The organism is Streptomyces sp. NPDC050610 (genome assembly GCF_040654875.1).
Taxonomy (GTDB): Bacteria; Actinomycetota; Actinomycetes; order Streptomycetales; family Streptomycetaceae; genus Streptomyces.
Map to the genome: position 1 here is coordinate 23,737 of NZ_JBFAIV010000037.1, position 23,118 is coordinate 46,854.

General features: G+C 70.9%; 23 protein-coding genes and 1 pseudogene. 9 read left to right on the top strand and 15 right to left on the bottom strand.

Annotated elements, in window-relative coordinates; all coding sequences use genetic code 11:
• The first annotated feature begins 210 nt into the window (after positions 1 to 210).
• Complete coding sequence (locus AB0I22_RS32795; protein ID WP_363134633.1) at positions 211 to 972, top strand: class I SAM-dependent methyltransferase; 762 nt, start codon at positions 211 to 213, stop codon at positions 970 to 972.
• 154 nt (positions 973 to 1,126) lie between these two features.
• Here AB0I22_RS32795 and AB0I22_RS32800 read toward each other — a convergent pair whose 3' ends face one another.
• The 3 genes from AB0I22_RS32800 to AB0I22_RS32810 form a co-directional block, all read right to left on the bottom strand.
• Complete coding sequence (locus AB0I22_RS32800; RefSeq protein WP_363134634.1) at positions 1,127 to 2,491, bottom strand: alpha/beta hydrolase; 1,365 nt, start codon at positions 2,489 to 2,491, stop codon at positions 1,127 to 1,129.
• A gap of 58 nt (positions 2,492 to 2,549) precedes the next feature.
• Positions 2,550 to 3,686, bottom strand: coding sequence for a hypothetical protein (locus tag AB0I22_RS32805; RefSeq protein WP_363134635.1), 1,137 nt, complete (start codon positions 3,684 to 3,686; stop codon positions 2,550 to 2,552).
• Between the two features lie 339 nt (positions 3,687 to 4,025).
• Entirely contained in the window at positions 4,026 to 5,627 is a 1,602-nt protein-coding gene (locus AB0I22_RS32810; protein ID WP_363134636.1) for an amidase, read from the bottom strand.
• A gap of 247 nt (positions 5,628 to 5,874) precedes the next feature.
• On the opposite strand from AB0I22_RS32810, the gene AB0I22_RS32815 reads away from it, so the two are divergent.
• Both AB0I22_RS32815 and AB0I22_RS32820 read left to right on the top strand, forming a co-directional pair.
• Positions 5,875 to 6,393 carry a lytic polysaccharide monooxygenase auxiliary activity family 9 protein gene (locus AB0I22_RS32815; RefSeq protein WP_363134637.1) on the top strand — a complete coding sequence of 173 codons (519 nt, stop codon included), beginning with the start codon at positions 5,875 to 5,877 and terminating at the stop codon, positions 6,391 to 6,393.
• A gap of 336 nt (positions 6,394 to 6,729) precedes the next feature.
• Positions 6,730 to 7,215, top strand: coding sequence for a GNAT family N-acetyltransferase (locus tag AB0I22_RS32820; RefSeq protein ID WP_363134638.1), 486 nt, complete (start codon positions 6,730 to 6,732; stop codon positions 7,213 to 7,215).
• 98 nt (positions 7,216 to 7,313) lie between these two features.
• Here AB0I22_RS32820 and AB0I22_RS32825 read toward each other — a convergent pair whose 3' ends face one another.
• Positions 7,314 to 7,859 carry an ATP-binding protein gene (locus tag AB0I22_RS32825; RefSeq protein WP_363134639.1) on the bottom strand — a complete coding sequence of 182 codons (546 nt, stop codon included), beginning with the start codon at positions 7,857 to 7,859 and terminating at the stop codon, positions 7,314 to 7,316.
• Between the two features lie 324 nt (positions 7,860 to 8,183).
• Between AB0I22_RS32825 and AB0I22_RS32830 the strand changes: the two genes are divergently transcribed.
• Both AB0I22_RS32830 and AB0I22_RS32835 read left to right on the top strand, forming a co-directional pair.
• Complete coding sequence (locus tag AB0I22_RS32830) at positions 8,184 to 8,417, top strand: DUF397 domain-containing protein (protein WP_363134640.1); 234 nt, start codon at positions 8,184 to 8,186, stop codon at positions 8,415 to 8,417.
• A gap of 98 nt (positions 8,418 to 8,515) precedes the next feature.
• Positions 8,516 to 9,454, top strand: coding sequence for a helix-turn-helix transcriptional regulator (locus AB0I22_RS32835; RefSeq protein ID WP_363134641.1), 939 nt, complete (start codon positions 8,516 to 8,518; stop codon positions 9,452 to 9,454).
• 52 nt (positions 9,455 to 9,506) lie between these two features.
• Here the strand turns inward: AB0I22_RS32835 and AB0I22_RS32840 are convergent, their stop codons facing one another.
• From AB0I22_RS32840 to AB0I22_RS32850, 3 genes are all read right to left on the bottom strand, one after another.
• Positions 9,507 to 10,331: an SAM-dependent methyltransferase gene (locus tag AB0I22_RS32840; RefSeq protein WP_363134642.1), complete on the bottom strand. Its 825-nt coding sequence runs from the start codon at positions 10,329 to 10,331 to the stop codon at positions 9,507 to 9,509.
• A 276-nt stretch (positions 10,332 to 10,607) separates the two neighbouring features.
• Positions 10,608 to 11,036: a hypothetical protein gene (locus AB0I22_RS32845; RefSeq protein WP_363134643.1), complete on the bottom strand. Its 429-nt coding sequence runs from the start codon at positions 11,034 to 11,036 to the stop codon at positions 10,608 to 10,610.
• Between the two features lie 70 nt (positions 11,037 to 11,106).
• Positions 11,107 to 12,201: a helix-turn-helix transcriptional regulator gene (locus tag AB0I22_RS32850; RefSeq protein ID WP_363134644.1), complete on the bottom strand. Its 1,095-nt coding sequence runs from the start codon at positions 12,199 to 12,201 to the stop codon at positions 11,107 to 11,109.
• A 1,331-nt stretch (positions 12,202 to 13,532) separates the two neighbouring features.
• On the opposite strand from AB0I22_RS32850, the pseudogene AB0I22_RS32855 reads away from it, so the two are divergent.
• Positions 13,533 to 13,760, top strand: a pseudogene (locus tag AB0I22_RS32855) (respiratory nitrate reductase subunit gamma); the annotation flags it as partial.
• Positions 13,761 to 13,791: 31 nt separating this feature from the next.
• On the opposite strand, the gene AB0I22_RS32860 reads toward AB0I22_RS32855, so the two are convergent.
• The 3 genes from AB0I22_RS32860 to AB0I22_RS32870 form a co-directional block, all read right to left on the bottom strand.
• Positions 13,792 to 14,262, bottom strand: a complete 471-nt coding sequence (locus AB0I22_RS32860; protein ID WP_363134645.1) for a GNAT family N-acetyltransferase — start codon at positions 14,260 to 14,262, stop codon at positions 13,792 to 13,794.
• 140 nt (positions 14,263 to 14,402) lie between these two features.
• Positions 14,403 to 15,278: a LysR substrate-binding domain-containing protein gene (locus AB0I22_RS32865; RefSeq protein ID WP_363134646.1), complete on the bottom strand. Its 876-nt coding sequence runs from the start codon at positions 15,276 to 15,278 to the stop codon at positions 14,403 to 14,405.
• Positions 15,279 to 15,503: 225 nt separating this feature from the next.
• The gene (locus AB0I22_RS32870) at positions 15,504 to 16,253 is read right to left on the bottom strand and encodes an SDR family oxidoreductase (protein ID WP_363134647.1); all 750 of its coding nucleotides are present in this window, start codon (positions 16,251 to 16,253) and stop codon (positions 15,504 to 15,506) included.
• Between the two features lie 370 nt (positions 16,254 to 16,623).
• Here AB0I22_RS32870 and AB0I22_RS32875 point away from each other — a divergent pair, with 370 nt between their 5' ends.
• On the top strand, positions 16,624 to 17,367 hold the full coding sequence (locus AB0I22_RS32875; RefSeq protein WP_363134648.1) for a dienelactone hydrolase family protein: 744 nt from the start codon (positions 16,624 to 16,626) through the stop codon (positions 17,365 to 17,367).
• 235 nt (positions 17,368 to 17,602) lie between these two features.
• Here the strand turns inward: AB0I22_RS32875 and AB0I22_RS32880 are convergent, their stop codons facing one another.
• Complete coding sequence (locus AB0I22_RS32880) at positions 17,603 to 18,343, bottom strand: class I SAM-dependent methyltransferase (protein ID WP_363134688.1); 741 nt, start codon at positions 18,341 to 18,343, stop codon at positions 17,603 to 17,605.
• Positions 18,344 to 18,445: 102 nt separating this feature from the next.
• Here AB0I22_RS32880 and AB0I22_RS32885 point away from each other — a divergent pair, with 102 nt between their 5' ends.
• Positions 18,446 to 19,258, top strand: coding sequence for an inositol monophosphatase family protein (locus AB0I22_RS32885; RefSeq protein ID WP_363134689.1), 813 nt, complete (start codon positions 18,446 to 18,448; stop codon positions 19,256 to 19,258).
• Positions 19,259 to 19,341: 83 nt separating this feature from the next.
• On the opposite strand, the gene AB0I22_RS32890 is transcribed toward AB0I22_RS32885, so the two are convergent.
• On the bottom strand, positions 19,342 to 19,836 hold the full coding sequence (locus AB0I22_RS32890) for a GNAT family N-acetyltransferase (RefSeq protein WP_363134649.1): 495 nt from the start codon (positions 19,834 to 19,836) through the stop codon (positions 19,342 to 19,344).
• 26 nt (positions 19,837 to 19,862) lie between these two features.
• Here AB0I22_RS32890 and AB0I22_RS32895 point away from each other — a divergent pair, with 26 nt between their 5' ends.
• Positions 19,863 to 20,462: a CGNR zinc finger domain-containing protein gene (locus AB0I22_RS32895; protein ID WP_363134650.1), complete on the top strand. Its 600-nt coding sequence runs from the start codon at positions 19,863 to 19,865 to the stop codon at positions 20,460 to 20,462.
• A 124-nt stretch (positions 20,463 to 20,586) separates the two neighbouring features.
• Here the strand turns inward: AB0I22_RS32895 and AB0I22_RS32900 are convergent, their stop codons facing one another.
• The 3 genes from AB0I22_RS32900 to AB0I22_RS32910 all read right to left on the bottom strand — a co-directional run bounded on the left by AB0I22_RS32900 (position 20,587) and on the right by AB0I22_RS32910 (position 23,065).
• Positions 20,587 to 21,624 (bottom strand): MBL fold metallo-hydrolase, encoded by a 1,038-nt coding sequence (locus AB0I22_RS32900; RefSeq protein WP_363134651.1) that lies wholly within the window; start codon positions 21,622 to 21,624, stop codon positions 20,587 to 20,589.
• Complete coding sequence (locus AB0I22_RS32905; RefSeq protein WP_363134690.1) at positions 21,621 to 21,995, bottom strand: PaaI family thioesterase; 375 nt, start codon at positions 21,993 to 21,995, stop codon at positions 21,621 to 21,623. Before AB0I22_RS32905 ends, AB0I22_RS32900 begins: the two co-directional genes overlap by 4 nt.
• Positions 21,996 to 22,246: 251 nt before the next feature.
• Complete coding sequence (locus AB0I22_RS32910; protein ID WP_363134652.1) at positions 22,247 to 23,065, bottom strand: phosphotransferase; 819 nt, start codon at positions 23,063 to 23,065, stop codon at positions 22,247 to 22,249.
• Positions 23,066 to 23,118 lie beyond the last annotated feature (53 nt).

Genomic DNA, 23,118 nt, shown 5'->3' on the forward strand with positions numbered 1-23,118 from the left:
GTCTCGCCTTGGCCCGCGGACGCGCGACTCCCGTGCCTGACGCTACGTCATGCGCCGGAATGACGTAGATGGGCGTACGCGGATGGCAGTACTCCGATGGCTGTACGCGGGGGCCGAGGTCGGCCGTCGGCCATACGCCACACGACGCCGGAAGCCGCACGGCTCAAAAGGCCCCTGTCGGCTTCATACCTGCGTCAATAGAGTCCGCCCGTGAGCAATTCCTACGAGGGGCTCTCAACCCACTACGACCTGATCATGACATCCGGCTACTACGACTACGACGCCTACGCCCGTACGCTTCTCGACCTCATCGGCGACCGCCGGCAGCTCCTGGAGATCGGGGCGGGTACGGGACTCGTCTGCGAGAAACTCCTGGATCTGGCGGCGCCCGGTCTGGAGATCACGGGCGTCGACCATACGGAAAGCATGCTCGTCCAGGCACGCCAACGGCTGGGCGAGCGCGCTGAGTTCGTACAGGCGGACCTCTGTCACCTGACCGTCCCGTCGCTCTTCGACGTGGCGTACTCGGTCGGTGGCGTCTGGTACTACATCCACGACGACGAGGACGCCGAAGACAACGACGCCGTCCTCGCCAGCCACCTCATGGAGGAAGACGACAACATCAACGCGCTCAGCAGGGTGCACGCGGCCCTGAAGCCCGACGGCCTCCTGATCCTGGCCACCCAGGGGCCGCACCGTGACCACGAACGCACCCTGCCCGGCGGACTGGTCTACGCGCAGGAGATCCACTCGGCGCCCGACAACACCTTCACCAAGGACTACTACGTCAGACGAGTGGCCGAGAACCATCAGGGCAGGCAGGGCGGTACGGGCGAGGAGGTCGTGGCCCACCAGCGCTGCGAGTACCGCCTGTACGCCGCGGAGCAGGCCGAACGCCTGCTCAAACAGTGCGGCTTCCGTTCCGAGGGCATCACCTCCGACGGCCTGTTCCACTACCTGACCCGGCAGTAGCGGGCCGGCCGACGGGTGGCGGGGTGCGTGCGTGCCGGCCGGCACGCGGGGAAGGGCCGGTTCGATGAAACCGGCGCCGCAAGCCGTTGCGGAGGGCCCTTCCCCGTACGCGCGTCCGTAGGCGACTACGGCACGTACCCCGCCTCCTCCACGGTCACGGTTTTCCCGCGGCGAACGATGTCGTGACCGTACCGTCCGGCTCGCCCGGGAACGGCCGCGCGCCGCTCAGGTAGGGCTCGCGGTCCGCCTTGTTCTCCAGGAACCGTTCGAAGAACGCCGTCACACGGTTGGCGGTCAGCAGCCGCTGCTCGCCTTCCGCCAGCCGCGGCTGCTCCCGCTGCGGCTGGTCCCGGTCCGCGAACTGGGAGAGGCAGGTGCCGGGCCGCTTGCCCGCTATGGCGTCGTCCCGCGAGGCCACCTGGCCGCTGCTCGGGGACCACTGGCGGTTGTAGAAGTCGTGATTGCCGCCGGTCAGCGTGTACTTGTAGAGGGGCACGTGCCCGGCCTTCCGGTTCTGTTCGAAGAAGGAACCGGTGTTGACCTGGTCGCACGTACCCCACATGACGGCGAACGGGGTACGGGTCACCGGCTCGTTGTCCCAGGTGGCGGTGGGAGCGAGAGCGAACGCGGCCTTGATGTCGATGCCCGCGGGCCAGGCGGAGCGGTGGTCGTCGGCGATCTCCTGCATGACCCCGCCGCCGCCCATCGAGTGGCCGAGGAGACCGACGCGGCCCATGTCGAGCCGGCCGCGGAAGCCCGCCGTGACCGGAGCACCGGTCTTCGCCGAGGTGAGGGCCCCGGCGAGAGGGCCGTCGCCGGAGCGGGCGAGACGCTGCCAGAGCCGCAGATGCTCCTCGATCAGGGCGGCGCGCGCCTGGTAGACGGTATCGGCTTGCCCGGAGGCCGTGGCGTTGATGCCGTTGGCGCCGACCGAGACGACCACGAAGCCCTTGGCGGCGAGGGCGCGGCCGAGGTAGTCGTAGCCCCGGCTGCTCGGTATCTGCTTCGTGTGCGGGGCGCAGGGCCAGGCCCAGAGCTTCTTCGAGGCCTTCTCGATCAGCGCCTCCTGACGTGCCTCTTCAGCCTTGTCGCCACGCTTTCGCGCTGCGTCACGGGCTTTCCCCGCGCGGGCGCTGTCGGCCGCGGCCGAGGCGTCGGCGCAGGTCTCCCACGAGCCGTGCTGCATGAGCACGACGGGGTGCCGGCCGCTGCCGAGATCCGCCGGGTAGTAGACGGTGCCGGCGAGTTCGCCGCTGCCCTTGTAGCCGAGTGCGGCCGGGGGGTGGAACGCCTGGTCACCGAGGTTGTAGCGGGCTTCGAGCACCGTGCCGCCGGCGGGCGGTTTCGAGTCGGCGGCGTACGCGGGCGCGGCGAGCGCGGGTGAGGGCGCGGCGAGTACGGACGGGGCGAGGGTGCACGCCAGGGCTGCGAGGAGCGTGGAGCGCTTGGCACGGCGGAAGGCACTTCGCGAGCCGGTGGGGGAGGGGGAGGGGGTCTGCGCGTTATGCGTCGAGTTCATCAAGTGGCCTGTTCGTCATGTTCGTCAGGGGGAGAGAGACGGGACGGGGACGGTTCCGTCAGCTCAGGTGCTGGGCCTTGTCGTAGAGCGGCTTGGTGAGAGCGACGGTGAACTGCGTTCCGACCAGGTGGCGCGTGCACTTCGAGTCGTTCCGGTCTTCGCACACCGCACCGGTGGAGTCCATCTGGCCCGACTGGGTGTTGACCCCGACCTGGGTGCCGAGGCCCTTATCGGTCGAGAAGCCGCTGAAGCGCGGGCCTCCGCTGGAGCCGCCGCCCATGACGCACGGCACGCCCCACTGGCCCGCGGGCTCGGGTGCGTCCTTGACGCCCGGGTACTCCCGCGGGGTCCCCTGGCAGAAGGCCAGCTCCCTGCCGGTGTACTCGGGCAGGCCCTCGCGGGCATCGTCCGAGGCCGCGCGGGGGTAGCCGAACTGGTAGGCCGTACGGTTCCCGGGCGCGTCGAAGGCGATGCCCTGGGCCGCGCCCGCCGCCTCTTCGACGGTCTTCCCGTTCTCGTTCCGGCCGACCACGGCGAACCCCTGATCGTGGGCGTCGTAGGTACGGGAGTCGATCTGGTTGTTCTCCAGCCAGATGGAGTTGACCACGGCCTGGCGGACCACGAAGCCGCCCAGCGGGGCCTGCCCGTCCCGGAAGCCGGGGACGAACATGAGGTTGGCCTGCCACTCGTCGTTGTCGCCGAGCAGATCAGTGCTGTTCAGGCAGTGGGCGGCCGTCGCGAGCGTGCTGTGGTTCGCGCTCTTCACCAGGGTCGCCGTGCAACTCGCGTCCTCTCCGTGCTCGGTGAAGAAGAGCCGGCCCACCGTGGTGGTCACGGCGCCGTCGCCTTTCCAGCGCGCTCCGTCCGCCGCGTCGCGAGGCGGGTTCTTCGAAAGCGGGGTGGACAGGGCGGCGATGCGCTTCGGTGTCCAGTACGTACGTACGCGCTGCTCGTCCTTGGCCGTGGGCGCTGCTTGGTGGACCGTCACCTTCCCCTTGGCCGGGGAGGCCGCGTCGGAGTCGGCGGCGGTCGCGGCGTCTGCCGCCGGGGCCGCCTGGGCCGCGGGTACGAGGAATCCGGCGAGCGCGATGACGGCGGCCATCCCGGTCGCGGCACGGCGTGCGCGTGTGCGCGAGGTGGATGTGGTGCGTGTGGCTGCTGCTGCTGCGCCGGTGCCGGCGTTCGTATCGCGCATGACTCTCCCATGGACGGCTGGCGGTCGCTGTCGGGACGACAGGCCGGGCGGGTGCTCGCGGCGGCCTCGGGTGTCGTCCCCTCGCTGTGAATGACGTGCGGGCCGTCCCGAGGTTGCGGCTGCCCCACGAGCGATCTGTTCGTCCCGTACGGCCCACCGTGCTCAGACGTGGAAAGGCCGCCCGAATTGCTTCGGGCGGCCTCCGTGCGGGTCGCGTAGCCCGTCATAACATGCGGAGCTTGGTCACCGAGCTGGCCAGATCATGCGGAGCTTGGTCACCGAGCTGGTCAGAACATGGGGATCCTGTTCACCGAGCTGGTCAGATCATGCGGAGCCTGTTCACCGGGAGGCAGGGGCCCCCGCGGTCGGCAGATAGCGCGGTGCGCGCCAGGCGTCCAGCCGGTGTTCCACCGCGGCCCCCAGCGCCAGGAGCTTGTCGTCCTGGTGATCGCCGGCCATCAGGAGTACGCCGACGGGAAGCTCGTTCACGGACCCGGCGGGCACCGACAGCGACGGGTACCCGGCCACGGCCGCGGGGGTCGAGGAGGGGATGACGTCGTTGTCGCCCCGTGCGCAGTCGGTCGTCCAGGCGGGCGGATTCGTCGGCGAGGCGATGGCGTCGAGACGGTGGGCGGTCATGGTCTCGTCGATGGAACGCTTGGCGAGGTCCGTCAGCTCGGCTCGCATGGCCCGGTACTTCGGGTCGGTGGTCGGCGGCGCGGCGAGGGATTGCTCGAACAGTTCCTGGCCGGCGAAGCAGGTCTGTTCCGCCGGGTGCGACCGGTTGAACTCGATCAGCTCGGCGAGGTTCCGCGGCCCCTTGCGGGTGGCCAGATAGGCGTCGATGTCCCGGTGGAACTCGCTGAGCAGCGCCGGGAACTCGATTTCGCCGATTCGCTTCTGGTACGGGGGCGTCACCTCGACGACCTCGGCTCCGGCACTCCGCAGCTTCCGGGCCGTACGTGTCATGACGGCGTCCACTTCCGCCCCGAGCTGGGGCAGTCGCCACAGGCCGATCCGTTTGCCGCGCAGCGCGCCGGGGCGGGTGAACGCGCCCGAAAGCGCTCCGGAGTGTGCGGCGGTGCTGTCGCCGCTGAGCACGGCGAAGGTGAGCGCGGCGTCGGTGACGTTACGGGCCATGGGTCCCGCGGTGTCCTGTTCCGCGGAGATCGGCACCACGCCGTCCCGGCTGACCGGGCCGAGGCTGGGCTTGTGCCCGACCACCCCGTTCATCCCGGCCGGGCACACGATGGAGCCGTCGGTCTCGGTGCCGATCGCGACCTGTGACAGCGAGGCGGCGAGCGCGGCGGCGGAACCGGCGGACGACCCGCACGGGTTCCGGTCCAGTACGTAGGGGTTCTTGGTCTGCCCGCCGACCGCCGACCATCCTGACGTCGGCTTCGCGGCCCGGAAGTTCGCCCACTCGGACAGATTGGTCTTGCCGAGAATCACCGCCCCCGCGTCGCGCAGCCGGGTCACCAGGGCGGCATCGGTGTCCGGCGGGCTTTCGGCCAGTGCCAGCGAACCGGCCGTCGTCGGCAGTCCGCGGGTGTTCACGTTGTCCTTGAGCAGGACGGGAATCCCGTCGAGCGGGCCGAGGGTACGGCCGTGCCGGTGCCTGGCGTCGCTGGCGGCCGCTTGGCGCAGAGCCGTCGGGTCGGTGCGCAGCACCGCGTGGATGGTGGGATCGACGGTTTTGATCCGCCGCAGATAGGCGTTGGTCAGCGCCGACGGGGTCAGCTCGCCGTCCGCCATCCGCGCCTGCAACTCCGGGATCGTCACCGTGTCGAGGTCGACTCCCAGCCCCGGGGGCGAACCGGCGGGCGGCGGACTGCCGGCGCCGCCGGTCTCGGCGGCTCCCGCACTCACCCCCGATGCGCCCGCGAGAACGGAGCCCACGACCAGAGTGGCGATCAGCGTGGCAACACTCCTCTTTTTCATGGGAGTCAGCGGACTACACGCCGGAGGTCCGGCGCAAGAGCGGCGGGGGAGGACGGAGAGCCGGGGGAGGTTCAGGGGCGGTGCGGGGCGAGTCGGGCGTCCGCCGAGCGATACATATGCGACACCTCTTGACCGTGATCAGACAACAGGTATGGTACAGACCAATCGGCTAGCGCGGTTCTGAGGTGCCACTTTCAGCCTTCCCGGCGAGTGAGGTGTGGTACCGCCCCCGCGTGAAGGAGTTGGCATGAACTCGAAACGAAGGTTGGCTGCCTGGATCGGCGCGGGCGTCGCCCCGCTCCTCGTGGTGACATTGCCGGTCGGCCCGGCGAGCGCGCACGGCTACGTGTCCTCGCCCCCGAGCCGGCAGGCCCAGTGTGCGGCGGGCACCGTGCAGTGCGGACCCATCAAATGGGAACCGCAGAGCGTCGAGGGGCCGAAGGGGCTGAAGAGCTGCAGCGGCGGCAACTCGCAGTTCGCCGAGCTCGACAATGACAGCAAGGGCTGGAAGGTCACGCCCGTGGGCAGCACCACGGCCTTCAAGTGGAAGCTGACCGCCCGTCACGCGACCAGCACCTGGCAGTACTACGCGGGCGGCCGCAAGATAGCGGAGATCAACGACGGCGGGCAGCGGCCGGGCGAGACGGTCACCCACCAAGTCAGCTTCGGCGGTCTGAAGGGCAAGCAGAAGGTGCTCGCGGTCTGGAACGTCGCCGACACGCCCAACGCCTTCTACGCCTGCATCGACGTCAACGTCGGAGGTTAGTGCCCCTCTCGGCACTGGTCGAGCAGGGTCGCAACGCTGTCGCGCCGGGACGCGACAGCTGCCGTCACAGCAGCCGGCGGCAGCCGCCACGAGCGGCAGCGCGTCCGCCGCGGGTACGTACGCACCGCACCTCCGGGCCTCGCTTCCCCCACCGAGAGCGAACCACCGGTGAGGCCCGCGGACCGCGCGGCTGACGTTCCGCGCGCATGACAGCCGTTCCCTGAGCGCCGCTCCCCGGGGCCAGCCCCCGAGGGGCGGCACTCTGCGACGTCAGGCCAGGCCCTGCGCGCCGAAAAGACGAGGCGTTCGAACGCGTATGCGCCTATGCTCCGGCGAATGGAGATCCGCACCGCATCCGACAGCGACTGGCCCAGCATCTACCGGTTCTATTCGGTGATCATGTGCCAGGGCACGACATACGCGTATCCCGAGGGACAGACCCTTGAGGAAGCGCGGTCGTGGTGGATGGAAGAGCCGCCAGGGCGCACGGTGGTCGCTGTGGAAGAGGGCGAGATCGTGGGTTCGGCCAAGATGGGGCCCAACCGGCCCGGACGCGGCTCCCACGTCGGCACGGCCTCGTTCCTGGTCGACCCGGCGCGGCACGGCAGGGGCATCGGGCGCGCGCTCGGCGAGCACGTCATCGACTGGAGCCGAGCGGAGGGCTTCCGGGGAATCCAGTTCAACGCGGTCGTCGAGACCAACAGCTCGGCGGTGCGCCTGTGGAAGTCGCTGGGCTTCGAGGTGATCGGGACCGTACCGGAGACTTTCGACCACCCGGAACACGGCCTGGTCGGGCTGCATGTGATGCACCTCCCGCTCTGAAGCGAGGGCCGGAGAGCGGGCGGCGGTGCGTACTCGGCCGCCCGGCGTGATGATGCCGCGGTCATCGCGGCCACCGCACATGGACCGGAACGGCCGGTTCAGACGGGGATCTTCGCCCAGACGGATTTTCCGGCGTCATCGGGGAGCCGGCGCCACCCCCAGGCGTCGCTGAGGGCCCGTACGATCGCGAGGCCCCAGCCGTTCTCGAAGGCCCAGGTGCTCTCGAACCCCCAGGTACTCTCGGCGTCCCAGTCGCGCTCGGCGTGGCCGGCGTAATTGTCGTGGCTGTAGTGGCCGTCGTGGCGCGGCCCGGGGGAGAAGCGGGGGTCGGGGTCCGTCGCGGTGCACAGCACGGTGTGGCGGGTGTGGACCAGGGCGAGCCATCCGCAGCCGGCCGCGTGCTCGCCGTGCAGCGCGTGGCCCAGTGCGTTCGCGGTGAGTTCGCAGGCCACGAGGGTGACGTCGTCGAGGGCGGCGGTCAGTTCCCAGCGGGTGAGCGTATGGCGGACGAAGGCGCGTACGGGGCTCAGGGACCGGTCGCCGGCTGTGAAGCGGCGTGCGGCGAAGCGCGGCATGCCCAGGCCCATCGCGAGGCCCCAGTCGAGCGGTGCGGGCCGCGGAGGATAGGGGATGTCGTCGGTCACGGTGGCTGATGTGTTCCGCTCTGTCGGTGCGGCGGACGGTGGATTCGCCAGCTGCGCTGAAATCGGCCAAGTGTTCCTCGAATACCGCCCGTTCAAGGGGCGCGATCGGAGCGCGGAGTGGCTAGCATTCTCACGTGACGCCCATCATGCAATTGCATATGGGATTCCTGCCCCCTGGGGGAGGGGTCTCGGCAGTGGTGCACGTGCGGGGCGTGATGTGCGTGAAGTCCCGTGAAAGTAGGGGCTGTTGAGGCGCACGCGCAGAGTGAACGCGCAGAGTGGACGCGGAGAGTTGAGACGAACGCGGAAGGAAGAGGTCGCAGCATGGAGTTCGAAAACGGTATGCCCGCCGACATGATTCCCGGCGCTGTGTGGATCAAGAGTTCCGCGAGCACCGGCGGTGGAAATTGCGTCGAAGTCACCGGCCTTCCTGGTGGTGCGGTGGCGCTGCGCAACTCCCGTTACCCGCAGGGCCCCGCGCTGGTATATACGCGCGAGGAGATCGCGGCGTTCATCGCCGGGGTCAAGGGGGCGGAGTTCGACCACCTGGGCCGCTGACCGGAGTCCGGTCCACGGCCACGGCTTGATGTGGCGGACATACGTGCCTCAGCCTGGAAAAATGGTTTCTGGTCGGTCGGGTGTCGGCGGGAGGGCGTATGTCCGTTGTCCGTAAGTACCAGGACGCCCCGGCGGCGTCCGTGCACGCCCTGCCCGGTTCCAAGCGGGAGGCGGCCCCCCGGCTGCTGGGCGAGGAACTGCGGCAGATGCGCCTCGGGCTGGGGCTGACGCTCAGGGAGGTCGCCCCGGTCATCCGCGCGTCGGTGTCCAAGTTGAGCCGGCTGGAGCGCGGGGAGAGCCCGCCCAGGGAGCGGGACGTCAAGGATCTGGCGCGCCACTACGGGGCCGGCCCCGAGAAGATGCAGGAGCTCGACTCCCTGCTCCGGCTGATGCACGACGACGCGTGGTGGCAGCAGTACGCCGATGTGACGCCGTCCTTCCTCAGGCGGCTGATCGGTCTGGAGGGCGCCGCCCGCAAGATCTACACCTACGAGAACCACGTGGTGCCGGGCCTCTTGCAGACCCGCGACTACGCCCGGGTCCTCGTCGAGGCCGCCATGCCCTCGGCGGACCCCGAGGTCGTCGAACGCCGGGTGGAGCTCAAGATGGGCCGCAAGGCCCTGCTGCGCCAGGAGCATCGGCCGCAGGTGATCGCGCTGCTGGACGAGGGCATCCTGTTGCGTCCGGTGGGAGGCGCGCGGGTGATGTGGGAGCAGCTGACGTACCTCAGAGAGATCGCGGAGGAGCACCTGACGGGGGAGCAGAACGTCAACATCCGTATCGTCGGCTTCGCCAGGGGCGCCAGCGTCTCGCCCCCGACTCCGATCACCCACCTGCTCTTCGGGGACGGCGGCCCGGCCGAACTCGTCTACATCGAGCAGGTCGACAGCGCGAACTACGTGACCAAGCCGCTGGAAGTGGACCGCTACCGCCACGTTCTGGCCGAAGTCAGCGGTGTCGCCGCCACCCGGCGGCAGAGCCTGGAACTGCTGGACAGGGCGATCGAGCGATACCGCGCGGCGTCGGCCGACGGATAGCGGACCGCCCCGCGCGAGCCGGGCGACGTCTTACACAGCAGGCGGGCGACGGCTACAGGCGGGCGACGCCGCCCCACTCCACCCAGTCGAGCGCCCGTTTCTCGGAGGGCGGGGGCGGGGCGTCGGGCCGCCAGTCGATGACATCGACCAGACCGGGCTCCAGCACCTCCATGTCGCCGAAGTAGGCCGCTACCTCGCGCTGTTCACGCACCCGTCCCCAAGTGCCGCCGGTGGCGATCTCCATCAGACGGGTGACGCCGTCGCGCACCGCCACATCGTCGCTGACGAGCTGGCAGATGACCATGTAGCTGCCTTCGGGCAGGCGCCCGGCCACGCGTCGGATCAGGGCGGCGGGGTCGCCGTCGTCGTCGGAGTCGCGGAGGCAGTGCAGGACGGAGACGAACAGCGCCGCCATCGGCTCCTTGAAGTCGATGAGCCTTCTGACGGGCTCGCTGTCGAAGATGGCCGCGGTATCGCGCATGTCCTCGTTGAGGATGGCCGTCTGATCGTTCTCCTCCAGCGTCGTCCGGCCGTGGGCCAGCACGATGGGGTCGTTGTCGACGTAGACCACGCGGCACAGGGGATCGCTGCGCTGGGCGATCTGGTGGACGTTGTCCTGTGTCGGCAGGCCGGAGCCGTGGTCGAGGAACTGGCGGATGCCGTAGTCCTCCACCAGGACGCGCACGACCCGCTGGAGGAACGCGCGGTTGTTGCGGGCCAGGACCTGGGTGCTGGGCGCGATCTTCAGCAGATCCTGGCACGCGTCCCGGTCGGAGGTGTAGTTCTCGATCCCGCCCAGCAGCCAGTCGTACATACGGGCCACGCTGGGGGTGTGTACATCGATGGTGTGAGAAATGCGTTTCTCCCCGTGGTTCATCGCTCATCCGCCCCCCGACGCCTCGACGGCCGGTGCATTAATCGTCGGAACTGGCCATGCTAGACAGCAGGTTGGGACGAGACCAGCCCCCGAACGAGGGACCGCGGCGGGGGACGGAACACCGGCTCGGCAGGGGAGAGAAAATATCCGCTCGCGCGTCACTTGCGCTCGCCGCGCGCCCTTGCGGTCGCCACGAACTCCTCGCGGGCGAGTACGAATCTCCCGCCGCCGCTACGAGCCTCTCCCGGGCACGGCGCACCGGCGGCGTCGCCGCGGTCAGACGTACGTACCGGTGGCCGGCGCTGCCCGTTCGGCGACCCGCAGCAGGGCGTAGAGCAGGGAAGGGTCGATGCCCATCAGCCCCGCCGCCGTCTCGGCGGACAGCCCGAGGTGGCGGCGGAGCAGCACCACGTCCGCCTGGCGGCCCTCCAGCCGGCGGTAGATCTCGCACAACGCGGACCGCCGGCGGCAGTCGGTGTGTATGACGACCGTACGGCCCAGTACCCGCCAGGCCAGCGCGGCCGGACAAGCGCTGCGCAGAACGTCGGGCCAGGTCGCGGCCAATTGGGCGAAGGCGGCTTCGACCGCCTGGGCCGCGGCGGCCTCATCGCCCGTACGCAGGCAGGCGTAGTGGAGGTAGTAATCGTGGTGGAGTTCGTGGAACGCGGCGTAGTCCACCGGTGAGGCGGAGGGCGGCCGGGCCATGGTCGTGTCCTTCCGGTGGCGGCCGAGGCACGGTCCGACAGGCTCTGGGGGGCACACGATTCGACAGGCTCTAGGGATCACACGAAGGGGGCGTCTCGCCGGAATCGTCGGGGTGCGGCACGCCCTGTGCGGGGAACTCCAGGGAGGCGACGAGCGCGGCGTAGTGGACGTCCTCCCACAGGGGGCGGATGCCGGAAGGGGGCGCGCCCAGCCGGGACACCAGGCGGGCGACGACCGGCCAGTCGGGGATGTGGTCGCCGGCGAGCACGTCGCGGGCCAGGTCGGGCGTCAGGTCCGTGCCCGCGCACAGCTCCTCGACGGCCGGGCAGGCCGCCGCGAGGAAGAGGCCCCGCAGCGCCGTGTGCAGCGCAGCGGCCGCGGCCGTGACCGACTGCCGCGACAGGCGGCGGACGCCTTGGGCGCTCTCCCATAAGATCCGCAGCTCGGGCGCCTTCCCGCCGAGGATCGTCACCAGCATGTGGACCACCGGCCACGCCGGGACCCGTTCGCCGGTGAGGATCCGCGAGACGTACGACGGCGACAGGTCCGCTTGCCGCGCGGCCTCCGTGACCGACACCCCCGAGAGGCGCTGGAGATGGGACAGGGCCGCCCCCAGCGCTCGCGTCGGCAGGACCGGTACGGGCGCTCCGGCGTCCGGGCCGCCGGCCTGGCCCCGGTCGGGCGGCGCCGGCCGCCGGTGCGCGCGCGGCGGCGAAGGCTCGCGCTCGTGGGCCCGCCGTGCCAGCAGGCGGCGCACCTTCGCCTCTCCCCACCGGGCGCGCGCGGTCTGCGCACTCACCCCGGCGGCCGCCGCGATGTCCTCCCAGGCGCTGCCGCCGCCCCGGGCGTCGTGGACCGCCGCCGCCCGGTAGCAGGCCAGCTCGTCCTCCAACTGGTCGGACATCCTCAGCAGTACCCGCAGTGATGCTCGCGGCCCGCTCTCGGCGCAGGCCAGCCGCGTCGCGAGCAGTTGCAGGTCCTCGGCGATCCCCTGCCCCCACAGCCGCGCCGGGGACGGAACCAGGACGCGGTGCCCGTCGCGCACACGCTGCGCGCGACGGCGACAAGGCGCGTCGCAGTACTCCTTGCGGCGGCCGGGGCCCGCGCGCTGCGGGAAGCGGGTTCCGCAGAATGCGCATCGCGCGTACTGGGGTACGGAAACCATGGCGAAACTCCTCATCCAGTTGCTCTCACGGCGTTGAGGGGAGTGAAACCCCGACGGTGACGAAGGCCGGGCGGGGCACGGCGGGTGCGCGGGTGCGCCGGAAGCGGCGGCCTCGGTGTGCCGACGCGGTCCGGTCAGCCGCGGCCGGCCCGACCTCGGAAACACGTGGTGGCGAGCGGCGTCACGGCGGCCACGGCACCGCCGGGAATCCGGCCGCGCGCGGCGGGGCCGTGCGGTGTGCCGTCGCCGGCAGAGCGGCGAGCGGGGTGACGAGCGGGCCCGGACGGACCTTGATACCCCAGACACAGGCCGTCGGAATTCTTGAAGCCGGTAATCACGGGGTGCTAATTTCGCTGGAAGCCGAGGAGATCTGAACGCCGCCTCGGCTGTTTCGATTGGACATTTCCATTCCTCTGTTCTGATCGAACGGCCCCGGGTTGCCGCCCGGGGCCACCTGTGTATGCGCCACAGGAATGTACGTCGCAGACAATGCAGAAGGTAGCGCCCAAGGCGGCCCATTCGCTACCTCAATCCCTCGACCTGCAAACGCAGAGGCCCGTGCAAATCGGGGTCGGGGCTGTTGTGGACCGAATAATATAGCCGGAGCGACGAGCATCTGAACGCGTAATGGGAAGAGAAGGCAGAAGAGGCTGCGCGGCGGTCGTATTGTGCCGGGGAATGAACAAGGGTGGTCACTTTCATTCCTTGCAGGGCAGGTGGATGGGGTCGGCGCGGTCGGCCATATGTTCTGGTTTTCAGTCATGCGAGATGGAGAAGCGGCAAGCGGATTGTCGTCCTCCGGCTGCGTGCACGTGCAGATGCAACAAATAGCGAATTGCGTAAGTGAATTTACTGGGGTGGAATGTCGGTGCCGGCCCTGGTGCCCAGGCAGCAGCTCATGGAGTCGCCAGAGGTCGAGCGCCCTCCGGGCCTCCCCGGCCTCCGGGCCATCTCGCTCGGCGTGCGGTACACACAGGCCACCTCGAACGCACAGGACGCGCTGAAGCGCCGCATGCACACGCAAGCTCTCGAAACCCCAGCGTCGTTGGAGCACAGGGCAGTTGAGGCCTTGCCGCGCGCTGGAGGCGCGTGGCGCACAGCTCCGACGCGGTGTCCGGCCGCGAGTGAGCGCTGCGCCGACCGGGCTGTGCTGGCGCGCGTACGGAGTGAGCTGGGTCGGATGAGGCGGCTGTTCCCATGAACAGTCAGGCGCGAACGGAGCTGTCCCGGCTCATGGCCGAACAGGGCTGGTTCAAGCGCGGACCACGCACTGAACCTGTGAGCTTCGCCCTGCCTGGGCCGCCTCCAGCGGTCGGGCAGGGCCCTTCGGCTATCAGCTCCACGCGCTGCTGGGCATGGCCCTGTTCGCCCTGCGGCCCTTCAGCGGCCTGGCCCACGCCTGCACCGCGCCCCTCGGCTACGTGATCCGGCCCCGCATCGTCTACCGCTCCCGAGGCCGCGGCTCCTGCCGCTCCGCTGCCGCGACCGGTGCGTCTGGCGCGCCGCCTCGGGGCTGCACGGACCGGCGGGCCGCCAGGGTTCGCCACAACGGCGGCTGACGCAGCGTCAGCCAAGGAAACGGAGCCGCGTTCAGGCCGCAGGCGATCCGCGGCCGGGGGCCTGCGGGCAGAGGAAGAACAGCTCCGGGTCGCCCTCGTCCAGGCCGTGGAGCAGACCGGCCGGACTCCACCCGGCACGCCGCAGCAGCCGCTGCATCGGCTGGTTGGACACGTTCGTCGAGGTGAACAGCTTCGGGGTGGCGCGGGACTCCGCGGCGTCGGACAGCAGCCGCGCGCCCACGCCCCGCCCGCGCGCGGTGGACGACACCATCAGCATCGTGACGAAGCCCTGCTCGAAGAAGGTGTACTCCACCACGCAGTAGCCCAGGGGCCCGGACGCGTCCTCGGCCATGGTCACCAGCCCCTGCCGGCACCACCGCCGGATGCTCGCGCCCCGCTCGGCGTCACCCCGCGCCGCGACCGAGTCGATCCGGACCAGCGCCTCCGCGTCCGACTCGCTCGCGCGGCGCACGCCGCACTCCCCATGACCTATGGCATTCATGAGGCCCATGGTGTCAGCCCGCGCCGGCCCGGTCGTCCTGCGGCGGCCTCGTCGTCCCGCGCCGGCCCGGTCGTCCTGCGGCGGCCCGGTTGTCGCGGGGGCCGGATCATCGCGGGGCCGAATCGTCTCGGCGGCCGGATTCACAGCGTCACACCGGCGAGGAACGCGTCGCGGCCGGGGCAGGTGGTCCGGGGGAGGTACAGCGCGTGGAGGGGCGCGAAGACCGAGGGTTCGAGGGCGAGGACCTGCGCCTTGCCGCCCGCCGCGGGGCCCGGTGAGGCGGTGACGAAGGCGACGCGGTCGGTGCCGATGACGGCGGTGACCGGGGGAGTGCCTTGGCGATCGGTGCGCTCGGCGCGGGGTTCGAAGCCCGCGTGGCGGCAGTGGGCGATCAGCAGATCGGTGTAGTCGGAGCGGCCGGGCGTCCCCCAGACCATGAAGGACTCGTCGGCGAGTTCCGGCAGCGACACGGTGGACTTGGCGGCGAGGCGGTGGTCCTGGGCGACGGCGATGTGCAGGCGCTGCCGGCCCAGCGTGGTGCGGGTCAGGCCGTGGGCCGGCGCGCCCCCTCGGCACAGCCCGATGTCGAGGTCTCCGGCGAGGAGGGCGGCGGTCAGTTCGGCGGGGTAGCGCTGGTGGACCTCGGGGACGATGCCGGGGTTGGCCTCGGTCACCGGAGAGAGCAGCGAGACGAGTTCGTCGCCGGTGACGGCGGGGGTGTGGCCGATGCGCAGCGTCTCCCGCTCGCCGCGCCCGACGCGCCGGGCACGCCGCAGGGCGGCGCGGGCCATGCCGCCGAGGACGCGGGCGTCCTCGATCAGAGCCGCTCCGGCGGGCAGCACGGTGACGCCGGAGCTGCCCCGTTCCAGCAGGGCCACGCCGACCTCGCGTTCGAGGACCCGGATGGAGGCGGACAGCGCCTGCTGGGACAGGTGCAGGCGGGCGGCGGCGCGAGTGAGGCTGCCTTCCTCGGCGATGGCGACCAGGTGTTCGAGTTTGTTCAGGTCCAGTCGCACGTCGGTGTTCCTCGGCTCGGTCTCTACGGTGGCGGGCGGGGACAGCGCGGGGCGGGACGGGGCAGGGCGGAGCGGGCGCGGCCGCGCGTTCGGGAGGTGACGAGCCGCCGCCGACGGGCCGACCGTACCCGGATCGTCCGTACGGTCGCCCCGTCGCCCCGTCGCCCCGTCGCCCCGTCGCCCCGTCGCCCCGTCGGACTGCCGGCCCCTCGGCAGGGCGCGGGGTCAGCGGGTGGTGTAGCCGCCGTTGGGGAACAGCGTCTGTCCCGTGAACCACCAGCCCTCGGTGGCCAGGAACGTGATGACCGGGACGATGTCCTCGATGTGGGTGAGCTGGTCGCCCATCGCCTGCGACCTGTGAAAGTCGGCCCGCTCCGGGGTCTCCTGCGGGTAGAAGAACGGCGTGTCCATCGGGCCGGGCGCGACGGTGTTCACCGAGATGTACCGGTCGGCGAACTCCTTGGCCGCCGCCCGGGTGAAGTGCTCCAGGGGCGCCTTGCCGCCGGCGTACGTCGAGTAGCCGTCCGTGAAGGCGGCCAGCAGCGAGGTGCCGAGGCTGATGATCTTTCCGTGGTCGTTCAGCCGCCGCCCGGCCTCCTGGATGAAGAAATATCCCGCCTTGGCATTGATGCCGAACATGCGGTCGTACTCTTCCTCGGTGGTCTCCAGGATCGGCTTGCGCAGCACCATGCCGGTGGTGTTCACCGCGATGTCGGCGCCGCCGTACGTGTCCACCGCCGTGTCGAAGAGCCGCCGTACGTCCGCGACCTTCGTCAGGTCCCCCTGGACGGCCACGGCCTGGCCCCCGGCCTCCTGAATCGCCTTCACCGTCTCCTGGGCCTCGCTCTCGGAGCTGTGGTGATGCACGACCACCTTCGCCCCCGACTCCGCGAACGTCCTGCTGAGCAGCCCGCCGAGGTTCTTCGCGCCTCCGCCGATGACGGCGACCTTGTCCCGCAGCGTGTTCTCGGCCATGTTCCGCACTCCTTCACGTCTGTGTCGGTGATCGGGATGGTGGTCGTCTTGACCACGCTCCACGGACGAGGCTAGGTGGATGTTTCGGTCATTTGGTAACAGAAGTTTCGAGTCGCCCCACAAATCTCGTCGATACCCCCGGACGCGCGGCGGCAGCCTGCCCTTCGCGTGCCCGACGTGTCCGACGCGCTCGACGCGCCGGGCGGGCAGCGCCGCGCCGCCGGTCGGCGGGAGTCCGCTTTCGGCGCGTACGTACATGATCTTGGTGGGAAGGAGGCGAGGTGCGCGCGGAGCGAACACGAAAACGCTCGTCGTGCGCGGTCGAACAGGAGTAGAACGGAAGCCGCCACTACCGACGCCAGGAGCCCGCATGCCCAAAGTGAATGCCACCGTGCCGACCGAGGACGGCGTCTGCGCCGTGACGCTGCACACCCCGGCGGAGCAAGGGAGTTGGCCGGCGGTGATTCTCTACCCCGACGCCGTCGGCGTCCGGGACACCTTCGCCGCCATGGCGGATCGACTCGCGGGGCTCGGCTACGCCGTGCTCCTGCCGGACGTCTACTACCGCGCCGGCGGGTTCGCCCCCTTCGACATCGCCACGGTGTTCGGCGACGCCGCCGAGAGGGAGCGGCTCTTCTCCCTGATGCAGAGTCTGACCGCGGAGCGGATCGTCCGCGACGCCAACGCGTTCCTGGAGTTCCTCGCGGGCCGCTCGGAGGTGTCCGGAGACCGGGTGGGCACCACGGGGTACTGCATGGGAGGCCGGATCTCGCTGATCGTGGCCGGGAGCCGCCCGGACCGCGTCGCGGCCGCCGCGTCGTTCCACGGCGGGCACCTCGCCCTCGCCGACGCACCCGACAGCCCGCATCTGCTGGCCGACCGGTTCACCGCGAACGTCCTCGTGGCGGGGGCCGAGAACGACGACAGCTTCTCCCCCGAACAGCAGGAGCGGCTGGAGCAGGCATTCACCGCCGCCGGCGTGAAGCACCGCATCGAGATCTACCCGGCCGGGCACGGCTTCGCGGTGCCGGATAACCCGACCTACGACGCCGCCGCATCCGAGCGCCACTGGAAGGCCCTGGCCGACCTGTACGCCGAGAGCCTCGGCGGCTGACCCCTGCCCGTTCCGCCTCACCCGTCCCGCACTCCCCGCACGTACCGGTCGGCGTACGAACGTCGGTCCGGCTGCCCGCGGGAGTGCGGGCAGGTGGGTGCGAGGACGGTTGCCCCCGGCCCGGGGCGCGGTCCGCACCGCAAGTGCTCGGCCGTGATCGCCCGAGCGGAGGCCCTTGACGCACACACGGCCTCCGCCGCCCCGGACTCGCGCTCCGCCGGCGACCGGCGCCCGGTCAGTCGACGGGCTTCTCCCAGACCGATACGTGCCGGTGGCTCTCGCTGGTGAAGGGCTCCCGCGCCCACCCGTCCCACCGCTCGCGCAGCCGCAGTCCGGCGAGCTGAGCCATCAGGTCGAGCTCCGACGGCCACACGTACCGGAAAGGGATGGACCGGTACTGACCGTGGCCGTCGACGACCTCGACGTAGTTCGAACTCATCGCCTGGGTGGCGACGTCGTACACGTCGAACGCCCACCGTGTCGGGCTCACATGGAACGGCACGGCGTTCTGCCCGGCCGGCAGCTTGCGCAGCGCGGGGACCCCGACCTCGATGACGAAGCGGCCACCGGGCTCCAAGTGATCCGCCGCATTGCGGAAACAGGCTACCTGGGCCGCCTGCGTCGTCAGATTCATGATCGTGTTGTAGAGCAGATACACGAGGGAGAACGTCCCGTCCACCCTGGTTGTCGCGAAGTCGCCGATGGTGACGCCGACGGCGTCACCGCCCGGCTTGGCCCGCAGCCGGGCGACCATCGCCCGCGACATGTCGATGCCGTGCACCGCGACCCCGCGCTCCGCCAGCGGCAACGCGATCCGCCCCGTCCCGACCCCCAGCTCAAGGGCCCTGCCTCCGCCGGTCAGCTCCTCCAGTACCTCGACCGTCCTGCCCACAACGCCCGGCTCGAACATGTCCCCTGACGACTCGTCATATTTCGCCGCGACGCGTTCGCCGAAGTAACCGTCCTCGTCCTCCATGTCATCCATCGGCAGACCGTAGTGCTGTGGCTTTCCGCGCCGCACCGCATTTTCGGGCGGGAGGAAACGCGAGTGACGGCCGCGGATATCCTGCGCGGCGTGATCAACTCATCCACGAACATCGCCGATCCCGCCCCCGGCGCGGGGGACGACGCCGAGGTGGCGATAGCCGCGGTACGGGCCGGGGCGGACGTAGTGCGCGCCATGTACGGCCGGCGGCTCGCCCGTACCGACAAGGGCGCCGGTGACTTCGCCACCGCCGCCGACATCGAGGCCGAGAAGGCGATCCTCGACGTCATCCGAGCCGCGCGCCCCGATGATGCCGTGCTGGGCGAGGAAGGCGGGCAGCGGGGCGACGCGAAGGCCGCACGGCAGTGGCTGGTGGACCCCCTGTGCGGCACGCTCAACTACGCCGTCGGCACCATGCTCGTAGCCGTCAACGCGGCGCTGCGCGGCGGCGCGGCCGCGATAGCCGACCCATTCAGCGGCGAGATCTTCTACACGGACGGCGAGACCGCCCGGTCACGAAACGGCGGCGCCGACCTCCCGCTGGCCCCCACCCCCGCGACCCGGCTCGTAGACGTCAACCTGGACCCGCCCTTCCCCAACGCACCCGGCTTCCGAGCCGCGAACTTGCTGGCCGACCCCCGCTTCGCGGCACGGTTCCGCCCCCGCGTCGTATCCACGACCCTGGCCCTGGCCTGGGTCGCCGCCGGCAAACGCGCCGCCTACGTCACCGACGGCGACGACCTGTCCGGCAGCGTCCACTTCGCCGCCGGCATCGCCCTCTGCCGCGCCGCCGGATGCGTGGTCACCGGAATCGACGGCCGCCCGGCCGAACAGACCGGCCACGGCCTCGTAGCGGCCGCCGATGGCGCGACCCACGAGCTGCTGATGTCGATGATCCGCGGCTGAGGTCACGCGACGGACGGGGCGGAAGCGCTGTACCCGGTGGCCTCGGCGGAGTCGGGGGGCCGTGGAAGGGGGCGTCGGCGGCGTTACGGACGCCAGTAGAGCGCGGGGTCCGGGTGGTCGGTGAAGCCGAGGGCGCGGTAGAGGGGTTCGCCGTCGCGCGAGGCGTACAGGTCCACGCGGGCGACATCGCGCTCGCGGAACCAGTCGAGCAGGCTCCGTACGATCGCGCGGCCGTGGCCGCGTCTTTGGTACGCGGGGTCGGTGACCATGCCGATCACGTGACCGACCCGCCCGTTGGGCGAGTGCGGGCCGGGGAACCACCGGTCGACGGTGCCTATGCCGCAGGCAGCGAGCCCGCTGTCGCCGTCCACGACGAGGATCCGCGTGTCGTCCGCGGCGAGCTGTTCCTTCAGCACCGAGGCGAGGGCGGTCCGCCAATCGTCCCCAACTGTCGGGGGGTTGAAGAAGTCGCCGCCGAGGGTCTCGAACAGCAGCGCCCGCAGCCGTACGAGTTCCGTGATGTCGTCTTCCGCTGCCTGTCGTACGGCTGCCTGCCGCATGCCGGTGTGGTGTCTCATACCGGTCAGGCTGATGTAATTGCCTTATGCACCTCAACCCTTACGGCGCGGATGCCGTGAAGCTGGCCGCGGACCTGGCCAACCGGCCCCCGGCGAGCGCCGAGGAACTCGCCGACCGCTGCCGCGCCGCCGGGCTGACGCTGGAACAGCCGGCCACACCGCAGGATCTGCGAAGCGTCCGGACCGCGCTGGTGGCGTGGGAAGAGGTGGTGGACGCCGACGGCGAGCAGGAGCGCGCCGAACTGGTCAACCGGATGCTGGCCGGGTCCGCCGCCCACCCCAGACTGACCAATCACGACGGGGACGGCTGGCATCTGCACTATCGCGCCGACCGACAGCCGTTCGGCGCCGTCCTGGCGTCGCTGATCGCTGTCGGCACGGCGCTCCATCTGGTGGGCCGCGGCATGCACCGGCTCAAGCGGTGTGCCGTGGTCGAGTGCGCCACGATATTCGCCGGCACCTCCCGTACCGGGCGGCAGCGCTACTGCTCCCAGCCGTGCGCCAACCGCGACGCGGTGCGCCGGCATCGCGCGCGGAAAGGCGGGTCCGATCGCGGTGCCGGTCGCCGGTCCGGTCCTGGACGCCGGATTCCCGGCGGCAACGGCAGCCGCAGCAGTAGCGGCTGAGGGCGGTACGCCCCTGCTGCGGCCGCCGACCGGAGAGGAGGAAAGGTCCCCGTACGAACCGCGTACGGGGACCTTCGTACAGGGACCTTCGTACGGGGACTTCGTACGGCCGTCCGCCGAGCGCCTAGCCCGAGGCCGCCGGCCACTCACGGGGAAACGGCACACGCAGCGAGCACGCCGTGACCGGGGCGTGTTCGGCGGCGGCGTGCACACGGCCGTCGCGCAGGACGACGGCGCCGCTGCGGAGCATCGTCTCCACCAGTTCGGCGGCGAGTTCCTCGGGCGTGCGGCGCAGGAGGCGAGCCGCGTCCGTCAGCCAGGCGCGGGCGTGGAGGTACGGTTCGACCTCGTCGGCCGGTATGCCCTCGCGGATCATCAAGGCGAAGGCGAAGACCCGCCGCGCGCCGTACCAGACCGCCCCGTCCGGGTCGTCCACGAGCCGCCGGCCCCGGCGAAGGGCGGCGGTGAACGTCGCGTCCGGGTCGGCGGGTATGGGTCCGTGCGAGGGGATGATGACGCGCGGGGAGAGATCGGCCATGCGCTTGAGCGAGGCGAGTGCCGTGGATGCCATGTCGGGGCCGTCGAGGGCGAGGTTCACCCAGCCGACGTCGTAGTCCGACAGCGCGTCCCCGACCACGAGCAGCCGTTCGTCCGGCTGCCACAGCGCGAGATGCCCGGGGGTGTGGCCGGGAGTGCGCACGACCTCCCAGTCGGCGTCCCCGAGCCGCAGCACCTGTCCGTCGTCGAGCGGCACGTCGACGGTGTACGGGGCCACCGGCTGGTCGAGGTATTCGGCGGAACAGCAGCCCGGGTCCCGGCGGGAGACCGCCTCGGCTTCCGGGGCTCCGGCCGCGACGGCGGCGCCCCGCGCCTGGAGGAGGGCGTTGCCGCCGACGTGGTCCGAGTGCCAGTGGGTGTTCACGACCAGGTCGATCTTCCCGGCGTGCGCGTGAGCCTGCGCCCAGTCGGCGGTCTCCTCGGCGTGGCCGACGAATCCGCTGTCGACCAGGGCCGGTTGCCGCCCGTGCAGCAGGAGCAGGTTGGCGTCGGGGAACGGCCGCTGCCGCCAGACCGCCCAGGTCGGCAGCGAGGGCGACGAGGGCGGCGACGCCGCAGGGGATGGCGCGGACGGCGACGGGGGCACGGTCGGCCGCCGGCTCATCGCTCGGACCGGTTCACGCGGATCAGCGTCTGCTGCCCGTTGGCGACGAGCTTCCGCTCGCCGGCCTGGACGCCGAACACCTCCAACTGACACACGGTCAGGGTGCGTCCGGACTTCAGGACGGTCCCGACCGCCTCGACGTGATCACCGATGGCGGGGGCCAGCAGGTTGATCTTGTACTCGACCGTCAGCACCTCGGTGTCCTCGGGGAACAGCGTGTACGCGGCGTATCCACCCGCGGTGTCCGCTATGGCGCTGACGGCGCCGCCGTGGACATAGCCGTGCTGCTGGGTGACTTCGGGCCTGCCGGGGAGCTCGATGTGTATGCGGCCGGGTGCGATGTGGGATATGCGGGCGCCGAGATGGCTCATCAGCCCCTGGCGGTCGAAGCTGCCCTGGACGCGCTTCCGCACCTCGGCGCTTGCTTGCGCCCGCTCCTGGGGCCGCGCCTGCTGCGTCTGTTCTTCCACGTGCTCTCCTTCGACGGACATCACGGTCTGTAAAGCCCGTGAACGGGGCGGGCGAGCTCGTCGGCCGGCCGGTCGCGCCACCCGGCGGGAACCCACCGATGACGATCATCATGGCACCGGCGGCACGGGCGACGACGTGCGCTGTCGTGACATCAGGTGAGAAGCCGGGACAGCCGGGCGGCCTGCCGCTCGGCCGTTCCCGGTGGGTTGCGAGGGTGCCGAGGGTCGTCGAAGGACAAGAGGAACAGCCATACGAGCGCCAGCAGCCTGCGGCATTCCGGCAGCCGCGCGCGTTCGGCGGCATTCAGGTCGAACAGATCGAGGAACGCGCCGACATCGAGCGGCGGCCCCGCCCAGCCGGCCACGTGTTCCGAGATCTCCGCCAGTTCGAAGGGCCGGTCGCTGCGGCCGGAGTCCTCGAAGTCGACGATCCGTACGCGCGTACCGTCCCAGAGGTAGTTGGCGAGGTTGCCGTCTCCGGGGCCGAAGACCATGGGGACGTCCGGCCCGCCGGCTCGTTCCATGCCCGAACGGGCCAGCCATTCGAGGCCGCGGTCCATGGCCTCGCCCGCCTCACTGCCGACTCGCGGACGTATTCGCGGCGCCCAGGCGTGGATCTGGGCGATGAGGTGTTGCTGCCGCCCCGGCCGGACGGGGACTTCGGCCAGAACGTCCTCCGGCACAGCCGCGTACAACTCGCCGGCCGCCGCGGACATGGCCCTGAGCTGCCGACCGCTGAGCGGCTCGCCCCGCATCGGCTCACCCGGTACGCGCTCCATCACCACCACCGGCTCCGCCGCCGCGAAGTCCACGTGGCGCGGGGCGGGGGCCAGGCCCGGTGCGTACGCGGCGAGCAGCGTCAGCGCACGCCACTCGCGCTCGCACGCGCCACGGCTGCCGTAGTGGAATTTCTTGACCACGGTGTCGGCTCGCAGCTCGACAGCGTTCCTGCTCCATGGGGCTGACGTCATGGGACGTGATTGTGTCCCGACAGCGGACTCTTCCCAATGGCGGCCGGAACCGG